General features: G+C 67.0%; 16 protein-coding genes. 9 read left to right on the top strand and 7 right to left on the bottom strand.

Annotation, left to right across the window (positions count from 1 at the left end; translation table 11 throughout):
- Position 1 precedes the first annotated feature (1 nt).
- Genes AC099J_RS03780 through AC099J_RS03770 form a run of 3 tightly spaced genes read right to left on the bottom strand, consistent with a single transcriptional unit; the run spans position 2 to position 3,715 of the window.
- Positions 2 to 856, bottom strand: a complete 855-nt coding sequence (locus tag AC099J_RS03780; RefSeq protein ID WP_479613880.1) for an enoyl-CoA hydratase family protein — start codon at positions 854 to 856, stop codon at positions 2 to 4.
- Complete coding sequence (locus AC099J_RS03775; RefSeq protein WP_479613879.1) at positions 853 to 1,329, bottom strand: MarR family winged helix-turn-helix transcriptional regulator; 477 nt, start codon at positions 1,327 to 1,329, stop codon at positions 853 to 855. Before AC099J_RS03775 ends, AC099J_RS03780 begins: the two co-directional genes overlap by 4 nt.
- A gap of 1 nt (position 1,330) precedes the next feature.
- Positions 1,331 to 3,715 (bottom strand): bifunctional salicylyl-CoA 5-hydroxylase/oxidoreductase, encoded by a 2,385-nt coding sequence (locus AC099J_RS03770; protein ID WP_479613878.1) that lies wholly within the window; start codon positions 3,713 to 3,715, stop codon positions 1,331 to 1,333.
- A gap of 311 nt (positions 3,716 to 4,026) precedes the next feature.
- Between AC099J_RS03770 and AC099J_RS03765 the strand changes: the two genes are divergently transcribed.
- A complete protein-coding gene (locus tag AC099J_RS03765; RefSeq protein ID WP_479613877.1) occupies positions 4,027 to 4,353 on the top strand; it encodes a DUF1840 domain-containing protein in 327 nt (108 codons plus the stop codon).
- A 178-nt stretch (positions 4,354 to 4,531) separates the two neighbouring features.
- Positions 4,532 to 5,656: a sensor histidine kinase gene (locus AC099J_RS03760; protein WP_479613876.1), complete on the top strand. Its 1,125-nt coding sequence runs from the start codon at positions 4,532 to 4,534 to the stop codon at positions 5,654 to 5,656.
- A 107-nt stretch (positions 5,657 to 5,763) separates the two neighbouring features.
- Here the strand turns inward: AC099J_RS03760 and AC099J_RS03755 are convergent, their stop codons facing one another.
- Positions 5,764 to 6,105: an Hpt domain-containing protein gene (locus AC099J_RS03755; RefSeq protein WP_479613875.1), complete on the bottom strand. Its 342-nt coding sequence runs from the start codon at positions 6,103 to 6,105 to the stop codon at positions 5,764 to 5,766.
- 337 nt (positions 6,106 to 6,442) lie between these two features.
- Here AC099J_RS03755 and AC099J_RS03750 point away from each other — a divergent pair, with 337 nt between their 5' ends.
- From AC099J_RS03750 to AC099J_RS03725, 6 genes are all read left to right on the top strand, one after another.
- Complete coding sequence (locus AC099J_RS03750) at positions 6,443 to 8,695, top strand: ATP-binding protein (RefSeq protein WP_479613874.1); 2,253 nt, start codon at positions 6,443 to 6,445, stop codon at positions 8,693 to 8,695.
- Positions 8,696 to 8,780: 85 nt separating this feature from the next.
- The gene (locus AC099J_RS03745; protein ID WP_479613873.1) at positions 8,781 to 11,201 is read left to right on the top strand and encodes an ATP-binding protein; all 2,421 of its coding nucleotides are present in this window, start codon (positions 8,781 to 8,783) and stop codon (positions 11,199 to 11,201) included.
- A 4-nt stretch (positions 11,202 to 11,205) separates the two neighbouring features.
- Complete coding sequence (locus AC099J_RS03740) at positions 11,206 to 11,583, top strand: response regulator (RefSeq protein ID WP_479613872.1); 378 nt, start codon at positions 11,206 to 11,208, stop codon at positions 11,581 to 11,583.
- A complete protein-coding gene (locus tag AC099J_RS03735) occupies positions 11,580 to 15,704 on the top strand; it encodes a response regulator (protein WP_479613871.1) in 4,125 nt (1,374 codons plus the stop codon). The genes AC099J_RS03740 and AC099J_RS03735 overlap by 4 nt, the downstream gene beginning before the upstream one ends.
- A 58-nt stretch (positions 15,705 to 15,762) precedes the next feature.
- Positions 15,763 to 16,998, top strand: coding sequence for an EAL domain-containing response regulator (locus tag AC099J_RS03730; RefSeq protein ID WP_479613870.1), 1,236 nt, complete (start codon positions 15,763 to 15,765; stop codon positions 16,996 to 16,998).
- Positions 16,995 to 18,188 carry a response regulator gene (locus tag AC099J_RS03725; RefSeq protein WP_479613869.1) on the top strand — a complete coding sequence of 398 codons (1,194 nt, stop codon included), beginning with the start codon at positions 16,995 to 16,997 and terminating at the stop codon, positions 18,186 to 18,188. The genes AC099J_RS03730 and AC099J_RS03725 overlap by 4 nt, the downstream gene beginning before the upstream one ends.
- 65 nt (positions 18,189 to 18,253) lie before the next feature.
- Here AC099J_RS03725 and AC099J_RS03720 read toward each other — a convergent pair whose 3' ends face one another.
- From AC099J_RS03720 to AC099J_RS03710, 3 genes are all read right to left on the bottom strand, one after another.
- Complete coding sequence (locus AC099J_RS03720) at positions 18,254 to 19,279, bottom strand: tripartite tricarboxylate transporter substrate binding protein (protein ID WP_479613868.1); 1,026 nt, start codon at positions 19,277 to 19,279, stop codon at positions 18,254 to 18,256.
- Between the two features lie 26 nt (positions 19,280 to 19,305).
- Positions 19,306 to 20,271, bottom strand: a complete 966-nt coding sequence (locus tag AC099J_RS03715) for an alpha-ketoacid dehydrogenase subunit beta (protein ID WP_479613867.1) — start codon at positions 20,269 to 20,271, stop codon at positions 19,306 to 19,308.
- 74 nt (positions 20,272 to 20,345) lie between these two features.
- Complete coding sequence (locus AC099J_RS03710) at positions 20,346 to 21,365, bottom strand: thiamine pyrophosphate-dependent dehydrogenase E1 component subunit alpha (RefSeq protein WP_479613866.1); 1,020 nt, start codon at positions 21,363 to 21,365, stop codon at positions 20,346 to 20,348.
- Positions 21,366 to 21,532: 167 nt separating this feature from the next.
- Here AC099J_RS03710 and AC099J_RS03705 point away from each other — a divergent pair, with 167 nt between their 5' ends.
- Positions 21,533 to 23,638, top strand: a complete 2,106-nt coding sequence (locus tag AC099J_RS03705) for a PQQ-dependent dehydrogenase, methanol/ethanol family (protein WP_479613865.1) — start codon at positions 21,533 to 21,535, stop codon at positions 23,636 to 23,638.
- Positions 23,639 to 23,653: the final 15 nt, after the last annotated feature.

Raw genomic sequence — 23,653 nt, 5'->3', positions numbered from 1 at the left:
CTCAATCCCCCGCGAAGACCGGCTTCTGCTTGGCCGCGAACGCCTCGTACGCGCGCTTGAAGTCTTCCGTCTGCATGCAGATGGCCTGGGCCTGGGCTTCGGCCTCGATCGCCTGCTCGATGGTCATGGACCATTCCTGCGACAGCATGGTCTTGGTCATGCCGTGCGCAAACGTGGGACCGGCCGCCAGTTCCTGCGCCATGGCCGTGGCCTTGACCAGCAACTCCTCGCGGCCGTGCAGCGCGTTGAAAAAGCCCCAGGCCAGGCCTTCTGGCCCCGTCATCGCGCGGCCCGTGAACAGCAGCTCGGACGCCCGGCCCTGGCCGATCACGCGCGGCAGCAGCGCGCAGGCGCCCATGTCGGCGCCGGCCAGGCCCACGCGGGTGAATAAAAAGGCTGTCTTGGTCGCCTCCGTGCCATAGCGCAGGTCGCAGGCCAGGGCCATCATCGCGCCGGCACCGGCGCAGATGCCGTCGATGGCACCGACGATGGGCTGCGGGCAGTTGCGCATGTTCTTGATCAGCTCGCCCGTCATGCGCGTGAACTCCAGCAGCTCGGGCATGGTCATCCTGGTCAGCGGGCCGATGATGTCGTGCACATCGCCGCCAGAGCAGAAGTTGCCGCCCTCGCCCGTCACCACGATGGCCTTCACGTCGGTGGCAAAGCGCAGCGCGTGGAACAGGTCGCGCAGCTCGGCGTAGGACTGGAAGGTCAGCGGGTTCTTGCGCTCGGGACGGTTCAGCGTGACGGTGCCGACGCCGGCCTCGCAATGCCAGGCGAAGTGCGATGCCGTGTAGCCGGCCTTGGCGTCGAACTGTGCGCGCATGGGGTTGCCCGCGCCGATGTAGTGCTTCATGAAGTCTCCAGAAAGTTGCTGAGCGTGTGCTGCTTGACCTTGCCGAGCAGGCGGTGCAGCGTTGCGATGTCGCGCACGCCCAGGGCCGAAAAAGCGTCGACGATCCACTGCTCGTGGCGCTCGGCCATGGCACGAAAGTGGGCGCGGCCCTTGGTGGTCAGCCGCACGTTGTAGGCGCGGCGGTCGCCTTCGACCTCCGTGCGTTCGACCAGGCCTTCGTTCACCAGCTGGTCCGTGATGCCGGTCACGTTGCCGCCCGTCACCATCATGCGGCGCGACAGCTCGTTCATCTTCATGCCCTCGGGCGCGCGTTCGAGCTGGGCCATCAGATCGAAGCGCGGCAGCGTGGTGTCGAACTGGTCACGCAGGCCGGCGCGCACCTGGCGCTCGATCTGCTGCGTGCACGTCAACAGGCGCAGCCACAGGCGCAGCTCGTCCGGGTGCTCGCTGTGGGCGCGGGCTTCGAGGTCCATGTCAGTTTTCTCTCTCCACCGGGACCGGCGCCGCCATCTGCTGCAGCCGCGCGATCTCGCGCAGCATCTGGTCGCGCCCGCTCGTGTACTGGCGCGGCCACTCGGCACCGCTGTAGTTGGCGCGCGGGTCGGCGGCCTGCAGTTTGGCGACCTCGTGCAGCGTCCAGGCCGGGTCGGCCAGGTGCGGGCGGGCCACGGCGCACAGGTCGGCACGGCCGGCGGCGATGATGCCGTTGGCCTGGTCGCCCTCGCTGATGGCGCCCACCGCGATGGTGCGGATGCCGACCTCGTTGCGGATGCGGTCGGCGAACGGCGTCTGGTACATGCGGCCGTAGACCGGCTTGGCCGCGCGCGTGGTCTGGCCGGAGGAGACGTCGATCATGTCGCAGCCGGCCGCGTGGAACAGCTGGGCCACGGCCACGGCGTCGTCGCCGGTATGCCCACCTTCGGCCCAGTCGTGGGCGGAGATACGCACGCTCATCGGCCGCTCGGCCGGCCAGGCAGCGCGCATGGCGCTGAACACTTCCAGCGGGAAGCGCAGGCGATTCTCCAGGCTGCCGCCGTAGTCATCCGTGCGCTGGTTGGTCAGCGGCGTGATGAAGCTGGACAGCAAATAGCCGTGGGCGCAGTGCAGCTCCAGCCAGTCAAAGCCGGCCGCAGCAGCGCGGCGCGTGGATTCGACGAACTGCTCGCGCAGCGCATCCATGTCGGCGCGCGTCATGGCGCGCGGCACCTGGTTCTGCGGGCCGTAGGCAACAGCACTGGCGGCCAGCACCGGCCAGTTGCCTTGCGGCAGCGGCTCGTCCATCGCCTCCCAGCCGACCTGGGTCGAGCCCTTGGGACCGCTGTGGCCCAGCTGCAGGCCGATGGCGGCGCTGCTGCTGCCGTGCACGAAGTCGACCAGGCGCGTGAACGCGGCCTGCTGCGCGGCGTTCCACAGCCCGGGGCAGCCGGGCGTGATGCGGCCCTCGGGCGTGGGGCTGGTCATCTCCACGAACACCATGGCGGCGCCGCCCAGCGCGCGGGCGCCCAGGTGCACCAGGTGAAAGTCTTGCGGTACGCCATCGACCGCGCTGTAGGTGGCCATGGGCGAGACGACGACGCGGTTCTTCAACGTCAGCCCGCGCAGCGTCAACGGCAGCAGCATGGGCAGGCGCGCGGCGGTGTCGAGAGCGGCGGGCGCGGCGTCGGCGCGCGGCCCCGGCAGGCGCGTGGCCAGCCACGATTCGTAGCCGCGCAGCCAGCGTGCGTCGCGCAGGCGCAGGTTCTCATGACTGATGCGCTGCGAGCGCGTCAACAGCGAATAGGCGAACTGCTCGACCTCCATGCCGCTGTAGCGCGCCACGTTCTCGAACCACTCGGTGGAGTTGCGCGCCGCGTTCTGGATCTTCAGCACCTCGACGCTGCGGCGCGCCTCGTAGGCAGTGAGGGCCTCATCGGTCTGCGGCGTCGCGGCAAAGGCGTTGGCCAGGTCGATCGCATCTTCCAGCGCCAGCTTGGTGCCGCTGCCGATCGAGAAATGCGCGGTGTGCGCGGCGTCGCCCATCAGCACCACGGGAACAGAGCGGCCATCCACGTCCACACGGTGCACCCAGGTGCCGCAGACCACACGCGGGAAGCGGATCCAGATGGCCGAGCCGCGCAGGTGGGCGGCGTTGCTGATGAGCGGCTCGCCGTCGAGATAGCGGGCGAACAGGCGCTCGCAGAACGCGACGCCTTCCTCCTGCGACATCTCGTCCAGGCCGTGCGCCTTCCACACCGCCTCGGGCGTCTCGACGATGAAGGTGGAGGTGTCTTCGTTGAACTGGTAGGCGTGGGCCTGGAACCAGCCGTGTTCGGTCTGCTCGAACGCGAAGGTGAACGCGTCGAAGCGCTTCTTGGTGCCCAGCCAGACGAAGCGGCAGGCGCGCAGGTCGACGTCGGGCCGGTACACGTCGGCATAGCGCTGGCGCACGCGGCTGTTCAGGCCGTCGCAGGCAATCACCAGATCGGCCTGGTACTGCTGCGCGGCGCTCTGGTCGTCGGTCACATCCGCTTCGAACACCAGATCGACGCCGACCTCCACACAGCGGTCCTGCAGGATGTTCAACAGCCGCTTGCGGCCGATGCCGCAAAAGCCGTGGCCGCCCGAGCGCACGCTGCCGCCCTTGAAGAACACCTCGATGTCGTCCCAGTGGTGGAAGTGCTCGCCGATGCGCTGGGCCGTCACCGGGTCGGCCACACGCAGGTTGTCCAGTGTCTGGTCCGAGAGCACCACGCCCCAGCCGAAGGTGTCGTACGGCCGGTTGCGCTCCAGCACGGTGACCACATGGGCCGGGTTCTGCAACTTCATGAGAAGGCCGAAGTACAGGCCTGCGGGACCGCCGCCGATGCACAGGATATTCATGACGGAATAGTTTAGACCTAAACCAATTCAAGTCAATGCACGCGCGCTTGTCCTACACCCAGGGGCTTGACCAAGGCTTTCCCCATTGACAAAAATTTGCACCATGCGCACCGCGTTGATTCCGAAAATCGAGCGCAATTGCAAGGGCTGCCCGTGCCGGCGGCGCTGTAGCTGCCTGCGGGCCAACGCGTGGGCGCCGCTGGCGCCGCCGTCACGCTGTCGTTCCGCGATCACCGGCGCACAATCACCCTACCCCTTCAGGCGCGACTACATGTACCGATGACGGTCACGCCCCAACAACCCCTCACCACATGCTCTACAAATTCAAATCCAAGTCTGCCGGCGATCTGATCATGTTGGAGCCCAACGGCCGCCGCATGCTGCAGCTGATCGGCAAAGACCCGACGCCGACCGGCATCATCCTGCCCGAGCAGATGGCTGCCGCCATCTTGGCGCTGGAGGCCGCCGTAGCCCAGGAAGACGCCGAGCGCAAGGCCGCCGAACAAGAGGCCGAGGCCAGTGGCGAAAAGCTGCCACCCAGGGCCGACACCGTCTCCCTGCGCCAGCGCGCCGTGCCGTTCATCGACATGCTGCGGCGTTCGGCGGCGGCCGGCCACGACGTGGTTTGGGGCGTTTGAGCTGCCGCGCAGCGCCTCCCTTGTGCCGGGTGGATGCCCGCCCCATCCGTGCGGGAGCGCACAGACAGCAGGTCCGTTGGTGTTCACACTGAAATGTCCGATATGGCCCCACCGGTGGCAAAACCATCGGCCCTGTTCCTGACGTTCAACCGAGCGACGCCCAACGGGCGACTGATGTATGCACCGCTTCCTTTCCGACAACCGTGACGCGCTGGTCGCAAGGTGCACAGCGAAGGTTGCCCAGCGCCAGACGCGTGCGGCGACGGAAAAGCAGCTGGCCCATGGCATACCGATGTTCCTGGACCAGCTGACGCGCACGCTCATGGCCGAGGAAGACGACGACGAGCGGGAGAGCATTGCCATCTCCGGCCCTTCGGGAGGCGACGCGCTCGCGCTGTCTGAGATCGGCGTCAGTGCCACGGCGCACGGCAAAGAGCTGCTGCATCTGGGCTACACGGTCGACCAGGTGGTGCATGACTATGGCGATCTCTGCCAGGCCATCACGGACCTGGCGTTCGAGCGCGACGCGCCGTTCTCCGTCGACCAGTTCCGTACCTTGAACCGCTGCCTGGACAACGCGATCGCCGACGCCGTCACCGAGTTCAGTTTTCAGCGTGACGCGATGTTGTCGGAACAGCAAACGGCCGACGAGAAGCAACGGCTGGGCTTTCTCGTGCATGAGCTGCGCAACCTGCTGGCGACGGCCAATCTCGCCGTGCGCGCACTCGAACTCGGCAACATGGCAATCAGCGGTGCGACCGGCGCAGTGCTGAAACGCAGCCTCTCAGGTCTTGGCGTTTTGATCGCCAGGACCACGGCTGAGGTGCGGGGTGAGGACGGTCCTCAGCGCCAGAGTTTTTCGGTCGCCACCTTCATCGCCGATGTCGAACTCGAGGCCCGTCTCGATCCCGCGCTGCAAGGCACAGTCTTGGAGGTGCCCCCCGTGGAGCCCACGCTGGCCGTTCGCGGCAACCGGGGACTGCTGCACGCCGCGCTGGCGAACCTGCTGCAGAACGCTTTCAAGTTCACCCGGAAGAACTCTCTCGTGACGCTGCGGGTGTACGGTTGCGACGCGCATGTGCACATCGATGTCGAGGACCACTGCGGCGGCCTGCCGCCCGGAGGCATCGCCAAGATGTTCGTGCCGTTCAAGCCCAATCACGACCGCCGTGCCGGCTTGGGGCTCGGTCTGTCCATTGCGCGTCAGAGCGTGGAAGCCGATGAGGGAACATTGACGGTGCGGGATGTTCCTGGTTCAGGATGCGTCTTCACCATCCGCCTGCCGCGGCACCCGCACACTTGACATGCGGGGCCCGCAACGGTTAGCCCGATGCGCCACGCCCGTTGGACATCGCAAGGTGCACGCCAGCCTGCCGGGCAGCAACGCCCATTGACGGGCGGTCCGGCGCGTCAGCGTGCATCCAGAAAGCGCTCGACGTTCGACAGTTCTGTCTCGAAGCGCGCCATCAGTTCCACGATGAGGCTGGTGTGGCCCGCATGCCCGGCCTGCTCCATCGAGGCGCAGATGTCACCCAGCTCCATCGCGCCGACCCAGCGTGCGGAAGACTTGAGCCGGTGCGCCAGGGCTGCGGTCTCGGATGCCGGCCCCGCACTGCAGGCCGTCCGAAGCTCTGCAGCCGTGGTGCGGACATTGACCCTGAACGCTGCCAGCATCTCTTCCATCTCGGCCAGATCGCCATCCAACATGTCTGCAAGGATGCACAGGTTCACGGGCGCGGGTTGGTCTGTCATGTCCATCTTTGTCCTGCCGTTCACTGGTGCAAACGGGCGGTGATGGTAGCAGCGCCGCCGTGCCCGCCAGACCGCGCTGGCTGTCGGCGGCAGCTGCCAACCCAGTCCAAGAGACCGTGGGAGAACCAGGGGATTGCGCCCTGGACTGGCTTTCACTTTCCAACAGGGCAAGATGATCTGCCGCCGGGAACGTTCTGATCTGCCGTGCGCAATTCATGGCGCATGCAAGGGGTATTGCCATGCCACTGACGCGCAACGCCACCGTTGAGCACCCCCTCGCGCACGCGAGGTCGACATTCACATCTCGCGCACTGTTTTCGCACGAGCGGCTCCTGCTGTGAGCATCCGCACACGGCTGCTGTGCATTGCGCTGCTGGCGACACTGCTGCCCGCATTGCTCGTCACCTGGCGTTTCGTGCAGGAGCGCGACCGCGGGATCGCGATCGCGACGGGCCAACTGCCCGCGGCCGCCGCGACGATCGCTGACGACATCGCAGAGAAGATCGCCGGCACGCAGCAACTGTTGTACGGCTTGGCCCGCGCTGAAGACCTGGACACGACCGACCGCGCCGCCTGTTCGGACTTCCTGTCCCGCGTTCGCAACCAGTACCCGCAGTACACCGGCATCCTGACCATTCATCCCGACGGCCAGTTGTTCTGCGACTCCTTGAAAACCGACCGCACTCTCGATCTGCGGGACCGGCCCTACTTCCAGCGGGCGCTGGTTCTCGACGGCGGGTTTTCACTGGAGCCGGCTTTCGGGCGCCTCACCGGCATCGCCGTCCTGCAGATCGCCTACCCGGCACGCAACGCGGCCGATGAGCTGCGCTATGTGCTGCTGGCATCGCTCAACCTGCAGCGGCTGCTGCAGACCAATCGCACGGACATCCCCACCGAGGATCTCCAGGTGGTGCTGACCAGCCACGAGGGCATTGCACTGGCGCGGTCCGGCGTGGGCGGCCGTGGCACCAAGGACGGCGAATCCATCGCCGGCAGCGCATTGTTCGGTCTTGCCACGTCGCTTGCCGAGGGCGGCGTTGGCCACGCGGTGGACCTCGATGGGCAGCCCAGAGTCTGGGCCATGGCCGACACACCAGCGATGCGCAGCGCAGGCCTGCACCTGTTCGTCGGCCGCGCGCAGAGCACGCTGGCCAGCACTGCCAACCGCCGACTGCGTGAAGACATGGTGCTGATCGCGGCGATCGGCGTCGTGCTGTTCATCGTCACAGGGCTCCTGGCTGAATGGGGCATCCGCCGCCACATCGGCAAGATTGCCGAGATGGTGAAAAGCTTGGGCCGGGGCACCCAGGGGGTTCGCATTGCCGCCCCGCACCCGCGAGGCGAACTCGGCGCCCTCATGAGCATGCTGAACCAGACTGCCGAATCACTGGAGGAGCAACGCACCAGCATCGACGCTCTGAACGCCAAGCTGCTGGCATCGCAGCGGCTGGAATCGCTCGGTCAGCTCACCGGCGGCGTCGCGCACGACTTCAACAATCTGCTCACCGTAATTCTGGGGACCGCCGAACAGCTGACGGGGCAGCTGGCCGGAGATCCCAAGCTCGCCGCGCTGGCCGAGATGGTGCAGCAGGCAGCGCAGCGGGGTGCCGATCTCACCCAGCACCTGCTGGCGTTTGCCCGACGCCAACCCCTGGTGCCCCGGTCGGTGGATGTGGGCCGCCTGGTGGCCAAGATGGACAGCCTGCTGCGCCGCACCCTGGGCGAGCACATCGAACTGGGGCTGGACCACAAGCCAGGGCTGTGGTCAGCGCTCGTGGACCCGGCTCAGCTCGAAAATGCGCTGCTCAACCTGTGCCTCAATGCCCGCGATGCCATGCCCCGCGGCGGGCGGCTGACCATCGAGGTGGCCAACAAGGTCATCGACACGGACTACGCGGATCTGCACGTCGACGTCCGGCCCGGCGCCTATGTGGTGCTGGCCGTGGCGGACACCGGCACCGGCATCGCCAGCGAACACCTCGACCGCGTGTTCGAGCCGTTCTTCACGACCAAGGAGAAAGGCCGTGGCACAGGGCTGGGACTGTCGATGGTGTATGGGTTCGCCAAGCAGTCCGACGGGCACGTCAGCGTGTACTCGGAGGTCGGCCACGGCACCGTCGTGCGGATCTACCTTCCGCGCGCCAATGCCGTGGCAGAACCCGTCATGGCGGCCGCCGCGCCGGTTGTGGACAGCCAGGGCGAGACCATCTTGCTGGTGGAGGACGACCCCATGGTGCGGCGCTACGCCCATGGACAGTTGATCAAGCTTGGCTACACGGTGCTCGAGGCATCGGACGGCCCCATGGCGCTGGAGATCATCCGCTCGCCTGCAAAGATCGACCTGCTGTTCACCGACATCGTCATGCCGGGCGGGATGAGCGGGCACGCACTGGCCGAACTGGCCCGCCAGCTGAGGCCAAGGCTCAGTGTGCTGTACACGTCGGGGTACACGGAAAACACCATCGTCCACCACGGCCGCCTGGACCAGGGCGTGCTGCTGCTCAACAAGCCTTACCGGCGGATCGAGCTGGCCGCCAAGATCCGGGAAGCGCTGGGACCTCGCCAGACATGGGACGACACACGTGCTTGACGTCTTGCCCCCCCGTGCGCAAACGAACCTTGGTGTGTCCGGCGCGGGCCGCTGGCGTGCCTTGCGCAACGCGCTTGCCGGTGCCGTGCTGGCGGTTGCGATCGCCACCGCCTTGACGGGGCTGATGTGGCCCTGGAGCCGCCTCGCCCCTTTTTCGCTCTTCTACATCGCGGTGTTGCTGGCTGCGCTCTACGGCAACCTCAAGGCAGGTGCTTTGGCGGGCGTGCTGTCCATTCTGGCGGTGGACTTCTTCTTCTTCGCCCCGCAGTGGCGCTTCACGCTCGACGTCGAGTCGCTCCTGGCCTCCGCCATGTTCGCGACTGCCGTGGGCCTGGTGGTGGTGCTGGCGCGGCGCTTGCAATCCGACGCCAGCCTGCGCAAGCGCCATGAGGCGGAGATCGAGCGGCTCAACCGGCTGTATGCCGCGCTGAGCCACATCAACCAGGCCATCGCGGCATCGCCCACGCGCGAGGAGCTCTTCCCCCTCGTCTGCGAGACGCTGGTGCGGCACGGTGGGTTCCGCATGGCCTGGATCGGCTGGCCCGATCCACAGACACAGGCCATCACGCCGGTCGCGCAATGCGGTGACGACACCGGCTACCTGCGCGACGTCCGCGTGTTCGCTGACGAACGACCCGGCGGCAACGGGCCAAGCGGCAGGGCACTGCGTCAGCGCAGTCCGTACGTCTGCAACGACATCCTGGACGAGCCCAGCATGACGTCGCGGCTGGACGCCGCAGGTGCACAAGGCCTGCGAGCGCTGGCGGCGTTCCCGGTCCTGCTGCACGGCCGCGTGTGCGCCTTGATGAACGTCTATGCGCACGAGCCAGGGTTCTTCCAGGCCAAGGAAATCGGGCTGCTGACGGAGGCGGCCAAAGACATCTCGTTGGCCATGGAGCGGTACGAGCGCGACGCAGAGGCCGAGCGCATGAAAGACGTGGCGCGCGTGGAGCAGAGCTTTTCCGCCACCATGATCGAGAGCATGCCCGGCATCGTCTACTTCTACAGCGAAGCCGGCGGGTTCATTCGCCGGAACAGCGATTTTGAGCGCGTCTCGGGCTATGCCGGCGCAGAGATCGCTGCCATGCATCCGCTGGATTTCTTTGCCGGGAACGACCAGTCGATGGTGGCCAGCAAGATCGCGGAAGTCTTCGAGAGCGGCGCCGCGTCGGTCGAAGCGCTGTTCAAGTCCAAGGATGGACGGCTCACGCCCTACCTGGCCACCGGCCGGCGCATCCGGTTCAATGGAGAAGACTGCCTGCTGGGCGTAGGCATCGACATCACCGAGCGCAAGCACGCAGAGGAACTGCTGCGCAGCAGCGAGGCCAACCTGAACGATGCGCAGCGCATCGGCAAGATGGGCAGTTGGGCATTGGACCTTGCCACCCAGGACCTGCAATGGTCAGCGCAGATCTACGAGATTTTCGGCATCGCGCCCGGCGAGCTCGGCACCCTGTACACCTCCTTCCTGGAGCGCATCCATCCCGCAGACCGGGAGCGGTTCGAACAGGCGCAGAAGGCGGCGCTCGAGGGAAAGGCAGGACTGGATATCGAGCACGCCATCGTGCTGCCCGATGGCTCGGAGAAGGTGGTTCGCGATACGGGTGAGCTGGTGCTCGATGCGGACGGAAGGCCGCTGCGGCTGGTCGGAACTGTCGTCGACGTCACCGCTCGCCATCGAACCGAAATGGCTCTGCGCGACCTGAACGACTCGCTGGAACGCAAGGTGGGCGAGCGCACCAACGAACTGCAGACGGCACTGGTGCGTGCGGAGTCGGCCGACCGCATCAAGACGGCATTCCTTGCTGCCATGTCGCACGAACTGCGCACGCCGCTCAACTCCATCTTGGGCTTCACCGGCATCTTGCTGCAGGGCCTGGCCGGCGCGCTGAACGCCGAGCAAGCCAGGCAGCTCGGGATGGTGCGCACGAGCGCACGGCATCTGCTGGCGTTGATCAACGATGTGCTGGACATCTCCAAGATCGAGGCCGGGCAGCTGGAAGTGCGCGTGCAGCCGTTCAGGGTCGACGCGTCGATCCAGCGGGTCGTCGCGTCCGTCCAACCCATGGCGGACGCCAAAGGCCTGGCCATGGACATCCAGTTGTCCGACGGGCTGGACCTTCTGTGCACTGACCAACGGCGATTCGAGCAGATCGCGCTGAACCTTGTGAACAATGCGATCAAATTCACTGAGCGAGGCACCGTGACCATTTCGGTTCAGATCATGGAAGACATTACCCCGACCCAAACGCGCCCGGGCGCAGGGGCGGTGTTCGTGCGTGTATCGGACACTGGAATCGGCATCCACGAAGCCGACCTTGCAACCCTGTTCCATCCCTTCCGCCAGGTCGACACGGGCCTTGCGCGGCAGTACGAAGGGACCGGTCTCGGGCTTGCCATCTGCGCGCGGCTGGCGGCACTGCTCGGTGGGCGGATCGATGCGCACAGTGTGTGGGGACGTGGGAGCACGTTTGCCATGGTCTTGCCGCTGGCACGCCGAGGCTGACGCGATGGCGCGCACCATCCTGCTGATCGAGGACAACGAACAGAACCGCTATCTGGCCACGTTCATGCTGGAAAAGCACGGGTTCAACGTGGTGTCGGCCAGAGATGGCGCACAGGGCATCGCGCTGGCCGCAACCGTGCAAGCTTGCATGGTTCTGCTGGACATCCAGCTGCCCCTCATGAACGGCTACGACGTGGCCCGGGCGCTGCGGACCAACCGCGCGCTGGACCACGTGCCCATCGTCGCCGTGACCTCGTACGCCATGGTGGGCGATCGCGAGAAGGCGCTGGCATCGGGGTGCAACGGCTACATCGAAAAGCCCATCAACCCCGACACGTTCATCGCGGAGATCCAGGCGTTTCTCCCCCCGGAGTCACCATGACACGCGCCCTGATCGTGGACGACAACGGGCAGAACCTGGAGTATTTGAAGGCTCTGCTGTCGGCGCACGGCTACGTGGTCGACATCGCCGCCAATGGCGCCGAAGCGCTGACCAGGGCACGGCAGATGCCACCGGAGTTTGTGGTGTCGGACCTGCTCATGCCGGTCATGGACGGCTACACACTGCTGCGCCGATGGCGTGCGGACCCCCAGCTGCGGGCCGTTCCATTCATCGTCTACACCGCGACCTACACCGATCCGGCGGACGAGCAACTGGCCTTGCGTCTGGGCGCGAGCGCATTCCTGTTGAAGCCGGCGGAGCCGGACACGATCATGGCGTGCGTGCACGAGGCACTGGCGCACAAGGCAAGTGATCACGCTGCGCACGCGAACGCGCAGGCGGACGATGAGGACACGGTCCTTGCGCAATACAACGCCGCGTTGGTACGCAAGCTCGAAACGCGGACACTGCAGCTGGAGAACCTGAACCGATCGCTACAGAACGACCTCGTCGCGCGCGAGCACATGGCGCAAATGCAGATCGCGATCCTGGACGCATTGCCGGCGCACATCGCACTGCTGGACGCGGACGGGCGGATCCTGGCCGTCAACAAGTCATGGCAGCAGTTCAGCGCCGCGAACGTCCTGAACGGCGAGGTGTCCTCCATCGGGCAGAACTACCTGGAGGTCTGTGACAAGGCCCGGGGCGACGGGGTGGACGAGGCCCATTGCGCCAGCGACGGCATCCGCGGCGTCCTCTCGGGCGCGTTGCCGCACTACACGATGGAGTACCCGTGCCACTCGCCCGACCAGCGGCGCTGGTACCGGCTGACGGTTACGCCGATGCACATCGACGCGCGCGCCGGTGCCGTGGTCATGCATCTGGACGTCAGCGAACGGATGCTGGCGCAGGAGTCCCTGCTCCGAAGCGAGGCCGAACAGCGTCAACTGGTGGACCGCATCGAAGTGGAGCGCCTGCGCCTGGCGCAAGCCCAATCGGTTGCGCACATCGGCAGCTGGGAGACCGACATGGACACTGGGGTCGTCGTCTGGTCGGAGGAGACGCATCGCATCTTCGAGACGGACCCGACGACCTTCAAGCCAACCCACGATCTGTTCCTGGAGCTGGTGCACGCCGATGAGCGCCAGGCCGTGGACGAGGCGTTTCAGCTATCGCAGCAGACCGCCGCGCCCGGCGCCATCGAACACCGCATCGTGCTGCCCGGCGGCCGGCTCAAGGTGGTCGATGAGCGGTGGCAGATCTTCCTGGACGACCAGGGCCGAGCCGCGCGTGCCATCGGCAGCTGCCAGGACATCACGGAGCGCAAGCAGGTCGAAGAACAGATGCGAAGGACCGAGGCACTCCAGCGCATGGCGGGCCGCCTGGCCCGCATCGGCGCCTGGTCCGTGGAATTGGGCACCCCGAACGTGAACTGGTCCGAACAGGTGTGCGCCATCCACGGCAAGCCAGACGACTATGCGCCCTCGCTGGCCGAAGCGGTCGCCTTCTATGTGCCGAAAGACCGGGTCGCGATCAGTGAAGCCGTCGATGCGTGCGTGCGGGACGGCACGCCGTTCGACCTCATGCTGGAACTCGCCACGGCGACCGGCGCGCATGCCTGGGTGCGGGCCATCGGCGAGGCGGAGCGCGATGACAAGGGCGTCGTGCGCTGTGTGCAGGGCGCGTTGCAGGACATCACCGAGCGAAGGCTCGCAGCGGAGGCCCTGCACCAGAGCGAGGCACGTTACCGCCGCATCTTCGACCAGGGCCTGACGGCCAATTTCGTGTGCGACTCCAATGGCAACATCGTGCTGTGCAACGCCGGCTTTGCAATGGCCTACGGCTACCGCTCCACCGACGAAGCGCTGGGTGCTGTGCGGCAGTTGTTTCCGAACGAGGACGAGCGGCTCGAGCTTTTCCGCACCCTGGCGTCACCCTATTCGGACAACCACCACGAGCGCCATGTGATGCGACAGGACGGGCAGGTGCGGGTGGTCCTGGAGCACCTGGTGGGCGTCCTGGACGAAAGCGGCAGCGTCGTCGAAGTGCAGGGTTACCAGCTGGATATCACGGAGAAGAAGCGCGCCGACGAGGCGCTTCTGCTGCTCAGCATCGATCTGGAAAGGCGGGTGGAGGCCCGCACTGCGGAACTGGAGCTGGCACGCAGTGAAGCCGACTCGGCCAACCAGGCCAAATCGTCGTTCCTGGCGGCGATGAGCCATGAGATCCGCACGCCGATGAACGGCGTCATCGGCATGCTGGAGGTGCTGCACAAGACGCAGATGGATGGCGAGCAGATGGAGATGGTCGACCTGATCCACGACTCTGCGATGTCGCTGCTGACGATCATCGAAGACATCCTCGATTTCTCCAAGATCGAAGCGGGCAAGCTCGAACTCGAGCATGCGCCGATGCACATCGACGACGTGGTGACCAAGGTGTGCGCCATCTCGGACCAGATGGCGCAGCGGGACAAGGTCGACCTGACGTTCTTCATCGACACAGCGTTGCCCCGCACGGTGCTGGGCGACACCATGCGGCTGCGCCAGGTGCTCATCAATCTCGTGAGCAACGCCGTGAAGTTCTCGGCCAACCTGCGCAGGCAAGGCTGCGTGAAGGTGCGCGCATCGCTGATCGAAGAAACCGCCGAAGGCGTGGTGGTCGAGTTCCGCGTTTCCGACAACGGCATCGGCATCGCAGCGGACACCTTGACGCGCCTGTTTCGACCGTTCAGCCAGGGCGATGCATCTACGACGCGGCGCTTCGGGGGCACCGGGCTGGGCCTGGTCATCTCGCGCCTGCTGGTCAACCTGATGGGGGGCGAAATCACCGTCCAGAGCGCGCCCGGAGAGGGTTCGACGTTCATCGTCCGCGTGCCGTTCATCAGGGGCGAGCCGCCACCCGAGACTGCGGAGCCCGCGTCGCCGGTGGCAGGCCTGCCATGCCTGGTGGTTGGCGACCCGCATGGCGTCGCCGCGGATTTTGCGGTCTACCTGGAGGCCGGCGGCGCCCAGGTCGAGCGCGTTGAGGACGTCGAGCGCGCCGTCAAGCGGATCGAAGCCCTGCCTTCAGGCCCGTGGGTCTGGGTGCTGGCGCCGGAAGTGGAGGCCGCCCGGGTCGAGCAATCGCTGCAGGCGCTGCCGCAGGTCGCTGGGCTCGATCTGCGGCTGGTGGCCGTCGAGCGCGGCAGCCGGCGGCGCCCGCGCCTGGAGTCCGAACGCCTCGTGCGGGTGGACAGCAATGTCCTGCATCCCCGCGTGCTGATCGACGCCGTCGCGCTGGCGGCCGGCCGCGCATTGAGCGCCCCGGCGCAGCCGGCCGCCGTGAAGGAAGCTGCGCCCGCGGAGCCCCAGATGGCCATGCGCCTGGGCGAAGGCCGCATCCTCGTGGCGGAAGACAACCCGACGAACCAGTTCGTGATCCTCAAGCAGCTGCGCTTGCTGGGGTACGAATCCGATGTCGTGGGCACCGGCGCGCAGGCACTGGAGTGCTGGCGCAATGCGACCTACGTGATGGTGCTGACCGATCTGCGCATGCCGGAGATGGATGGCTTCGACCTGACGGCGGCGATCCGCCTGGAGGAAGGTGGGCACCGGCGCATTCCGATCGTCGCATCGACCGCCAATGCGCTGAAAAGCGAGGCGGAGCGCTGCCTCGCCCTGGGCATGGACGACTATGTCACCAAGCCCACGCCACTGGCGCGCTTGCGCGAGGTGCTGGAGAAGTGGGTCCCTGTCGGCCAAAGCCAGATCCCGGGCGTGGACAATGGCCCGACTGCGGCGATGCCGGCGGCCGTGCCTGTGGACGTGCGCATCCTGGCGGCGCTGGTGAACGATGACCCTCAGGACATCGAAGAGCTGCTCGCGGACTTCCGGGTGAACGCCCGCAAGACCGCCATGGAAATGCGCGATGCCTATGCCGGCAGGCGGCTGGGAGACCTGGGCAACCTGGCGCACCGGCTCAAGTCGTCGGCCCGCGCCGTGGGGGCGCTGGCGCTCGGTGATATGTGTGCAGCAATGGAAAGGGCAGCGGACAGCGGCAACGCCGCAAGGCTCGCGGAACTGCTGGGGCAGTTCGAGACGGAACTCGCGGCAGTGGACCACTTTTTGGCGTCGAGGTAGCGCCACACGCCGCGAGGCGTGCACGGCACGACTCAAAGGCGAAATGCGGAGGTGAACCGTGGTTGAAAGTTATGCAATTCGTGTCCTGGTGCTCGACGACGAGGCCTTCACACTGAAGCTGTTGCACAAGATGTTGCGCAAGCTGGGGGTGCAGGACGTGACCACCTGCATCAGTGGCAGTGAAGCCCTCGCGAATCTGCGCAGCACCCAGCCGCCACCGGACTTGATCCTGTGCGACCTCAACATGCCCACCATGGATGGCGTCGAGTTCGTGCGCGCGTTGGTGGCGCACGAATACGGTGGCAGTGTGATCCTCATGAGCGGCGAGGACGAGCGCGTGCTGTACACAGCTTCGAAATTGGCACAGGAGCACCGGCTCACGATGCTGGGCCAGCTGGTCAAGCCCGTCTCGCCAGCGGGACTGCGCGCGCTGCTGGACAGCTGGCTGCCATCGGCCGTGCGCGTGCCCAGAGAAGCCGCCAAGACGTATGGCGCCGATGAGCTGCGCAGCGCCATCGCCCAGGGGCAGCTGGTCAGCTACTACCAGCCGGTGGTGAACGTCGCGTCGCGCCAGTGCATCGGCGTGGAGGCACTGGTGCGCTGGCGCCATCCTGAAGACGGATTGATCATGCCCGACCGGTTCATCGCGCTGGCGGAAGAAAACGGCTTGATCGACGACCTGACCACGTCGGTCGTGCGCGACGTTTTTTCCCAGATGGGCGAATGGGAACGCGCCGGCAACCATCTGCGCGTGGCCATCAATGTGTCCATGATGAGCCTGACGACGCTGTCGTTCCCCGACACCCTGGCAGCCTGCGCGCGCGCCGCCAATGTCGTACCCAGGCGCGTCAAGCTGGAGGTGACGGAGACCCAACTGCTCAAGGACATGCGCAGTGTGCTGGATGTGCTGGTTCGGCTTCGACTCAAAGGGTTTCACTTGTCGATCGACGACTTCGGCACTGGCCACTCCTCGCTTGCGCAGTTGCGCGACATCCCGTTCGACCAGATCAAGATCGACCGAGGGTTCGTGCATGGGGCATGGGCCGACAAGACCGTGCGCGCCATCTACGACGCCAGCCTGGGCCTGGCCAAGCAACTGGGGTTCGAGGCGGTCGCAGAGGGCGTGGAAGACCAGGACGATTGGGATTTCATCTACCAGACCGGCTGCAATCTTGCCCAGGGTTACTTCATCGGCCGCCCCGTGCCAGCCGAACAGCTGCCGGCATTGCTGGCGGCCTGGGATGCCCGCGCGCGTGAGGAACTCAGGTCCGTGACCGGGCCCTTGGAACCATGATCAAAGCCTCTCGCCTCGGCGCCGAGCTTCTGGTGGTCTCCGACAACACGGGGGACGCCAATCTGGTGAAGAAGCTGCTGGAAACCGAGTTCCACAATGTTGCGGTTTCCGCTGTGGCGGACCAACACGTCGCGGCCTTCGAAAAGCGTAATCCCGAGGTGCTGATCCTCGCCTTCAATGAACTGGACAAGTCCGAGCATTTCTATCTCGCCCTGTACCGGCAGAGCCAGAAGATCCATCTGAAGCCCCACCGCACCGTCATTCTGTGCAGCAAGGAAGAGGTCCGGCGGGCCTACGACCTGTGTCGCCGCGACCTGTTCGACGACTACATGCAGTTCTGGCCGATGACCCACGACAGCCCCAGGCTGCTGATGTCTGTCCATCTGGCCCTGCGCGAGTTGGCAGCCATGCAGGACGCAGGGCCGACGGCTGCCGAGTTCGCAGTCCAGGCGAGGCACATGGCGGCAATGGAGGCCACGTTGCAACAGCACCTGGCGCAGGGCGACGCGCGCATCCACAACACGCTGCGCGTGGTGTCGCAGGCGGAAGAAAAGGTGGAGGCGGCGCTGGACGACTTTTCCAGGCGTCTGGATGAACAGGTGCTGCCCGATGGCGCGGCAGTCCCTGGGATGCCTGCGCTGAAGCGCGAGATCGACCGCCTCAAGCGTGAGGAGATTACGCAACCCTTGCGCGCCGCAGGCGAGGCCATGGCGCCCCTGGGCCAGTGGGTTCAGCAGCTGCGCACAGACCTCGAACCGCATCTGGAGACCGCCAGGTCCATGTCGGCGATGGCCGATCGCGTGCAGCCGACCTTGTTGATCGTCGATGACGACGACGTCCAGCGCAAGTTGATCGCCACCATGCTGAAAGGCGAGAACCTCAACCTGCTCTTCGCCGTCGGCGGCATGGACGCGCTGGCCCTGCTGCGCAAGGTGCGCCCCGATGTGATCCTGATGGACATCGGCATGCCTGGCCTGGACGGCCTGGAAACCACGCGCCGGCTGAAAGCCGTGCCAGGCCTTCTCCAGGTGCCGGTGATCATGATCACCGGCCACAGCGAGGGCAATGTCGTGATCAACAGCCTGAACGCCGGAGCAGCGGCGTTCGTCGTCAAGCCGGTCGATCGGCTCGCGCTGATCGGCAAGATCACGAAGGCGCTGCGCAAGCGTCCTGGCGCTGCGACGCTCTGACGCTGTGACGGGGGCGGTGCGGTCGGGCCCTCAAGTCTGAGCGGCCCACCCGCACCGCAAGGCCGTCAGTCCACCTTTGCGCCGGAGGCCTTCACGACGGGCGCCCACTTCTTCAGCTCGGCATCGATCAGCGCCGCAAACTGCTGCGGCGTGTTGCCGCTGGGGATGGCGCCCTGCGCCAGCAGCTTCTCGCTGACATCGGCCGTCTTGATGGCCTTGGCGACTTCCTGCTGGATGCGGTTGACGATCTCTGGCGGCGTGCCGGCCGGCGCGAGCAAGCCGAACCACGAGCTGGCCTCGAAGCCCTTGAGCGCCGGGCCGCCGGCCTGCTCGACCGTGGGCACGTCGGGCAGTGCGGCCGAGCGCTGGGCACTGGTGACGGCCAGTGCCGTCAGCTTGCCGCCCTTGATCTGCTGCATGGCGGACGGCAGGTTGTCGAACATCACGTCCATGGTGCCGGCCACCATGTCCATCAGCGCCGGGCCGGAACCGCGGTAGGGGAAGTGCACCATGTAGGCGCCGGTCATGGTCTTGAACAGCTCGCCCGCCATGTGGATGGAGGTGCCGTTGCCACTGGAGGCCATGTTCAGCTTGCCGGGGTTGGCCTTGGCGTAACGGATGAAGTCCTGCACGGTGGCGATCTTCAGCGCGCGCGCCTTCTCTGCATTGACCACCATGATGTTGGGCACGCCGGCCACCAGGCTGATGGGCGCGAAGTCCTTGACCGGGTCGAAGGGCATCTTGTCGTACAGCCATTTGTTGATGGCGTGCGTGCCGACGGTGCCCATCAGGATGGTGTAGCCGTCCGGTGCGGACTTGGCCACGATGTCGGCCCCGATGTTGCCGCCGGCACCGGCCCGGTTGTCCACCACGAAGGGCTGGCCCAGGGCCTTGGTCAACTCGACGGACATGGCGCGGGCCAGGATGTCGGTGGTGCCGCCGGGGGCGAACGGGACCACCAGGCGCACGGGCTTGGTGGGCCAGGCGGCCTGTTGGGCGGCCGCCGGCAGGGCGGCGCCAGCGGCAAGCAGCGTGGCGGCCAGCACCAGTCGACGACGGCCAGTGGAGGTGAAGGGACGCGAAAAGGACATGCTGTCTCCGTGAATGTTCAAGGCGGCTACTGTAGTGGCGCGGAGTCGGCCAGCAGGCGAAGCCCTTTGGCGACGATGGCATCCACGCCGATGCGCGACTGCGCCTCCAGCACCGGCGCGTAGCCGACCGGAATGCGCGGCGCGCCCAGCCGGGCGACTCGGCAGCCGGTGGCCTCGGCGGCTGTGGCAGCGATCTCAGCGCCGAAGCCGGCCACCTGCACGGCCTCGTGCACGACCAGCAGGCGGCCGGTGCGGCCGCAGGAGGCCAGCACGGCCTCGCGGTCCCAGGGCCAGATGCTGCGCAGGTCGATGCAGTCCACGCCGATGCCTTGCTGCGCCAGCGCGTCGGCCGCCTGCTCGCACAGGCTGGCCTGGCGGCTCCAGCTGACCAGCGTGAGGTCGTTGCCGCGGCGGCGCAGCGCGGCTTGGCCGAGGGGGACGGCCAGCGCCGGGTCGACCTCGCCCTGCGCGCCCCACAGCGTCTTGTGCTCGATGTAGACCACCGGGTCGCCGCAGGCGAGCGCGGCGCGCAGCAGGCTGTAGTTGTCTTGCGGCGTGGACGGGCAGACCACGACCAGCCCCGGCACGTGCGCGAACCAGGCTTCCAGCGATTGCGAATGCTGTGCGGCCGAGGCGTCCCAGATGCCGCCGGGCATGCGCACGACCAGCGGCACGCGGCCCTGGCCACCGAACATGAAGCGGTTCTTGGCGGCCTGGTTGACGATCTCGTCCATGGCGCACAGCGCGAAGTCGACCACGCGCATCTCGACCACGGGGCGCAGGCCGGCCAACGCCATGCCGACACCGGCGCCCAGGATGGCGGCCTCGCTGATCGGCGTGTCGATCACGCGGTCGATGCCGAACTGCTCTTGCAGGCCCTTGTACTGGCCGAAGATGCCGCCACGGCCGACGTCTTCGCCGAGCACGACCACGCGCGCATCGGATTCCATCTCCTGCTGCAGGGCCAGCATGCCGGCCTGGGCGTAACTCAAGGAAAGCCGCCGGGCCGCCCCAAGGCTTTCCGCGTCCCCCCGGGGGGCGGCCTCGGCTGGCCGAGGCCTGGGGGTCACGTCCATTGGCCGGCTCCGGTGGTCTGTACGTCGGTGAAGGCGGCGCTGGCCTGCGGCCAGGGCGCAGCGTCGGCGGCGGCCAGGGCCTGGTCGACTTCCTGCCGCGCCTCTTCCTCGATGCAATCCAGCACCGAGGGCCGGCCACCTTGCGCCAGGTAGCCGCCGCGGGCGCGGGCGATCGGGTCGGTCTGCAACGCGGCCGCCAGCTCGTGCGGGTCGCGGTAGGCCGCCAGGTCGACGGACACATGGCCCTTCACACGGTACGTCAGCGCGTGCAGCAGGCAGGGGCCGGCGCCCGCGCGCACCTGGGCCACCAGCGTCTGGGCTGCGGCATAGACGGCGGTCACGTCGTTGCCGTCGACCGGCGTGGCTGGGATGTCCATGCTCAACGCGCGCGCCGAGGCGCCTTCGCCGGCCGTCATCGGGGCACTGGGCGTGGTGGCGCTCCAGCGGTTGTCCTCGCACACGAACAGCACCGGCAGGCCGTACACGCGGGCCCAGTTCAGCGCTTCGAGGAAGGGGCCGCGGTTGATGGCGCCGTCGCCGAAGAAGCACACGGTGATGCCGCCCCGGCGCTGCAGCTTCTGCGCGTGGGCGGCGCCCACGGCGATCGGCAGGCCGGCAGCGACCACGCCGTTGGCGCCCAGCATGCCGACCGAAAAATCGGCGATGTGCATGGAGCCCCCCTTGCCGCCGTTGAAGCCCGTGGCCTTGCCGAACAGCTCGGCCATGGTGCGGGCCAGATCAGCGCCCTTGGCCAGCGTGTGGCCGTGGCCGCGGTGGGTGGAGGTGAGGTAATCGTCTGCGCGTAGATGGGCACAGACGCCGGCGGGCACGGCCTCCTGCCCGGTGGACAGGTGCAGCGGGCCGCGTACATGGACGCTGCCGGCGGCCTGCTGTCCATAGGCGCTGACACCGCCCTGGCTGGCGATCTCGGCGGCGTTCTCGAAGGCGCGGATGCGCAGCATCGTGCGGTACAGCGCTTCCTGTGTAGACAGGGGAACAGGCAAAGGCATCGGCTCTCCGGCGCGGAGATGTCCGCACGACGCGCGAATGGTGGCAGCGTGCGCTGATCAAAGTGAGCGGGCTAACCCGGCAGGCAACCCTGGGGAAACCCCGTACCGCCGGAACAGCGCCCGCCGCAGGATGCGATTCGCCCAAGACAAAAATAGGAGGTATTTCCATGAACTTTCGCACGCTGGCCGGGCTTGCGCTCGGCGCCCTCGTGGTGCTTGGCGCTGCGGCGCAGGCGCAATCCCCCGACCCGGCCGCGCGCGCGGCGGCGGCCGTGAAGAAGGTCGATGGCGCCTTCATCCAGGCCAACGCCGCCAAGACGCCCGACTGGCCGAGCTACGGACTGGACTACGCAGAGACGCGCTACAGCCGCCTCGACCAGATCAACGCCACGAACGTGCAGCAGCTGGGCCTGGTCTGGTCCTACGACCTGCAGAGCACGCGCGGGGTCGAGGCGACGCCGCTGGTGGTCGACGGCGTGATGTACGTCACCGCCTCGTGGAGCGTGGTGCACGCGGTCGACGTGCGCACCGGCCAGCGCATCTGGAGCTACGACCCCCAGGTCGACCGCGCACGCGGCTTTCGCGGCTGCTGCGACGTCGTCAACCGCGGCGTGGCGCTGTGGCAGGGCAAGGTCTACGTGGCGGCCTACGACGGCCGCCTGATCGCGCTGGACGCCGGCAGCGGCCGCGTGCTGTGGGAGAAGGACACGCTGATCGACCATGCGCGCTCCTACACCATCACCGGCGCGCCGCGCGTGTTCAAGGGCAAGGTGATCATCGGCAACGGCGGCGCCGAGTACGGCGTGCGCGGCTACATCACGGCTTACGACGCCACCACCGGTGAGCAGAAATGGCGCTGGTTCACAGTGCCGGGCGACCCGGCCAAGCCATTCGAAGACGCCTCGATGGCGCGCGCTGCCAAGACCTGGGACCCGTCGGCCAAGTACTGGGAGGCTGGCGGCGGCGGCACCGTTTGGGACACCATGGCCTTCGACCCGGCGCTGAACCTGATGTACATCGGCACCGGCAACGGCTCACCCTGGGCGCAGAGCAAGCGCAGCCCCAAGGGGGGCGACAACCTGTACCTGGCCTCCATCGTCGCGCTGGACCCGGACACCGGCGCTTACAAGTGGCACTACCAGGAGACGCCGGGCGACAACTGGGACTACACCTCGACGCAGCCGATGATCCTGGCGGACCTGGCGATCCAGGGCAAGAAGCGCAAGGTGATCCTGCACGCGCCCAAGAACGGCTTCTTCTTCGTGATCGACCGCACCAACGGCCAATTCATCTCGGCCAGGAACTTCGTGGACGTGAACTGGGCCAGCGGCTATGACGCCAAGGGCCGGCCGATCGAGATCGCCGCCGCGCGCCAGAACGAGAAGCCGGGCGAGAGCATCCCCGGCCCGTTCGGCGCGCACAACTGGCACCCGATGTCGTTCAACCCTTCGACCGGCCTGGTCTACCTGCCGGCCCAGCACATTCCGCTGACGTTGATGGAAGACAAGGACTGGAAGTTCAACGAGGCCGCGCCTCTGCGCCCACACGCCGCGCAAGGCTGGAACACCGGCATGTACATCAACGCCGAGCCGCCGCAGAGCAAGCCCATGGGGCGGCTGGTGGCCTGGGACCCGGTGGCGCAGAAAGAGGCCTGGGGCGTGGAGCACGCATCGCCCTGGAACGGCGGCACGCTGACCACGGCCGGAAACTTGGTGTTCCAGGGCACGGCCGACGGGCGCATGGTGGCCTACAACGCCAAGACCGGCGCCAAGCTGTGGGAGACGCCCACCGGCACCGGCGTGGTGGCGGCCCCCGCCACCTACCTGGTGGATGGCAAGCAATACGTGTCCGTCGCTGTGGGCTGGGGTGGCGTCTACGGCCTGGCCGCGCGCGCAACCGAGCGCCAGGGGCCGGGCACGGTCTACACCTTTGCCGTAGGCGGCACGGCGAAGATGCCGGACTTCGTGCAGTACCGCATGTCCAAGCTGCTGCAGGGCGTGAAGTACGACCCGGCCAAGGTCGAGGCCGGCACCGGGCTGTATGTGAGCAACTGTGTCTTTTGCCACGGCGTGCCGGGCGTGGACCGGGGCGGCAACATCCCCAACCTGGGCTACATGGATGCGGCCTTCATCGAGAACCTGGACAAATTTTTGTTCAAGGGCCCGGCCATGGCGCGTGGCATGCCGGACTTCACCGGCAAGCTGAGCATGGCCGATGTGGAAGCGATCAAGGCGTTCATCCAGGGCACGGCCGACGCGGTGCGGCCGAAGTGAGCAGCCCATAAAAAA

It is taken from the genome of Rhodoferax sp. RT4P68 (assembly GCF_056521305.1).
The sequence above is the reverse complement of the archived record's forward strand: the minus strand, read 5'-3'. Positions and strand labels throughout refer to the sequence as shown.

Coding starts and splice junctions, on each gene's coding strand:
- AC099J_RS03780 (WP_479613880.1), bottom strand. CDS start 856: ATGAAGCACTACATCGGCGCGGGCAACCCCATGCGCGCACAGTTCGAC.
- AC099J_RS03775 (WP_479613879.1), bottom strand. CDS start 1,329: ATGGACCTCGAAGCCCGCGCCCACAGCGAGCACCCGGACGAGCTGCGC.
- AC099J_RS03770 (WP_479613878.1), bottom strand. CDS start 3,715: ATGAATATCCTGTGCATCGGCGGCGGTCCCGCAGGCCTGTACTTCGGC.
- AC099J_RS03765 (WP_479613877.1), top strand. CDS start 4,027: ATGCTCTACAAATTCAAATCCAAGTCTGCCGGCGATCTGATCATGTTG.
- AC099J_RS03760 (WP_479613876.1), top strand. CDS start 4,532: ATGCACCGCTTCCTTTCCGACAACCGTGACGCGCTGGTCGCAAGGTGC.
- AC099J_RS03755 (WP_479613875.1), bottom strand. CDS start 6,105: ATGACAGACCAACCCGCGCCCGTGAACCTGTGCATCCTTGCAGACATG.
- AC099J_RS03740 (WP_479613872.1), top strand. CDS start 11,206: ATGGCGCGCACCATCCTGCTGATCGAGGACAACGAACAGAACCGCTAT.
- AC099J_RS03735 (WP_479613871.1), top strand. CDS start 11,580: ATGACACGCGCCCTGATCGTGGACGACAACGGGCAGAACCTGGAGTAT.
- AC099J_RS03725 (WP_479613869.1), top strand. CDS start 16,995: ATGATCAAAGCCTCTCGCCTCGGCGCCGAGCTTCTGGTGGTCTCCGAC.
- AC099J_RS03720 (WP_479613868.1), bottom strand. CDS start 19,279: ATGTCCTTTTCGCGTCCCTTCACCTCCACTGGCCGTCGTCGACTGGTG.
- AC099J_RS03710 (WP_479613866.1), bottom strand. CDS start 21,365: ATGCCTTTGCCTGTTCCCCTGTCTACACAGGAAGCGCTGTACCGCACG.
- AC099J_RS03705 (WP_479613865.1), top strand. CDS start 21,533: ATGAACTTTCGCACGCTGGCCGGGCTTGCGCTCGGCGCCCTCGTGGTG.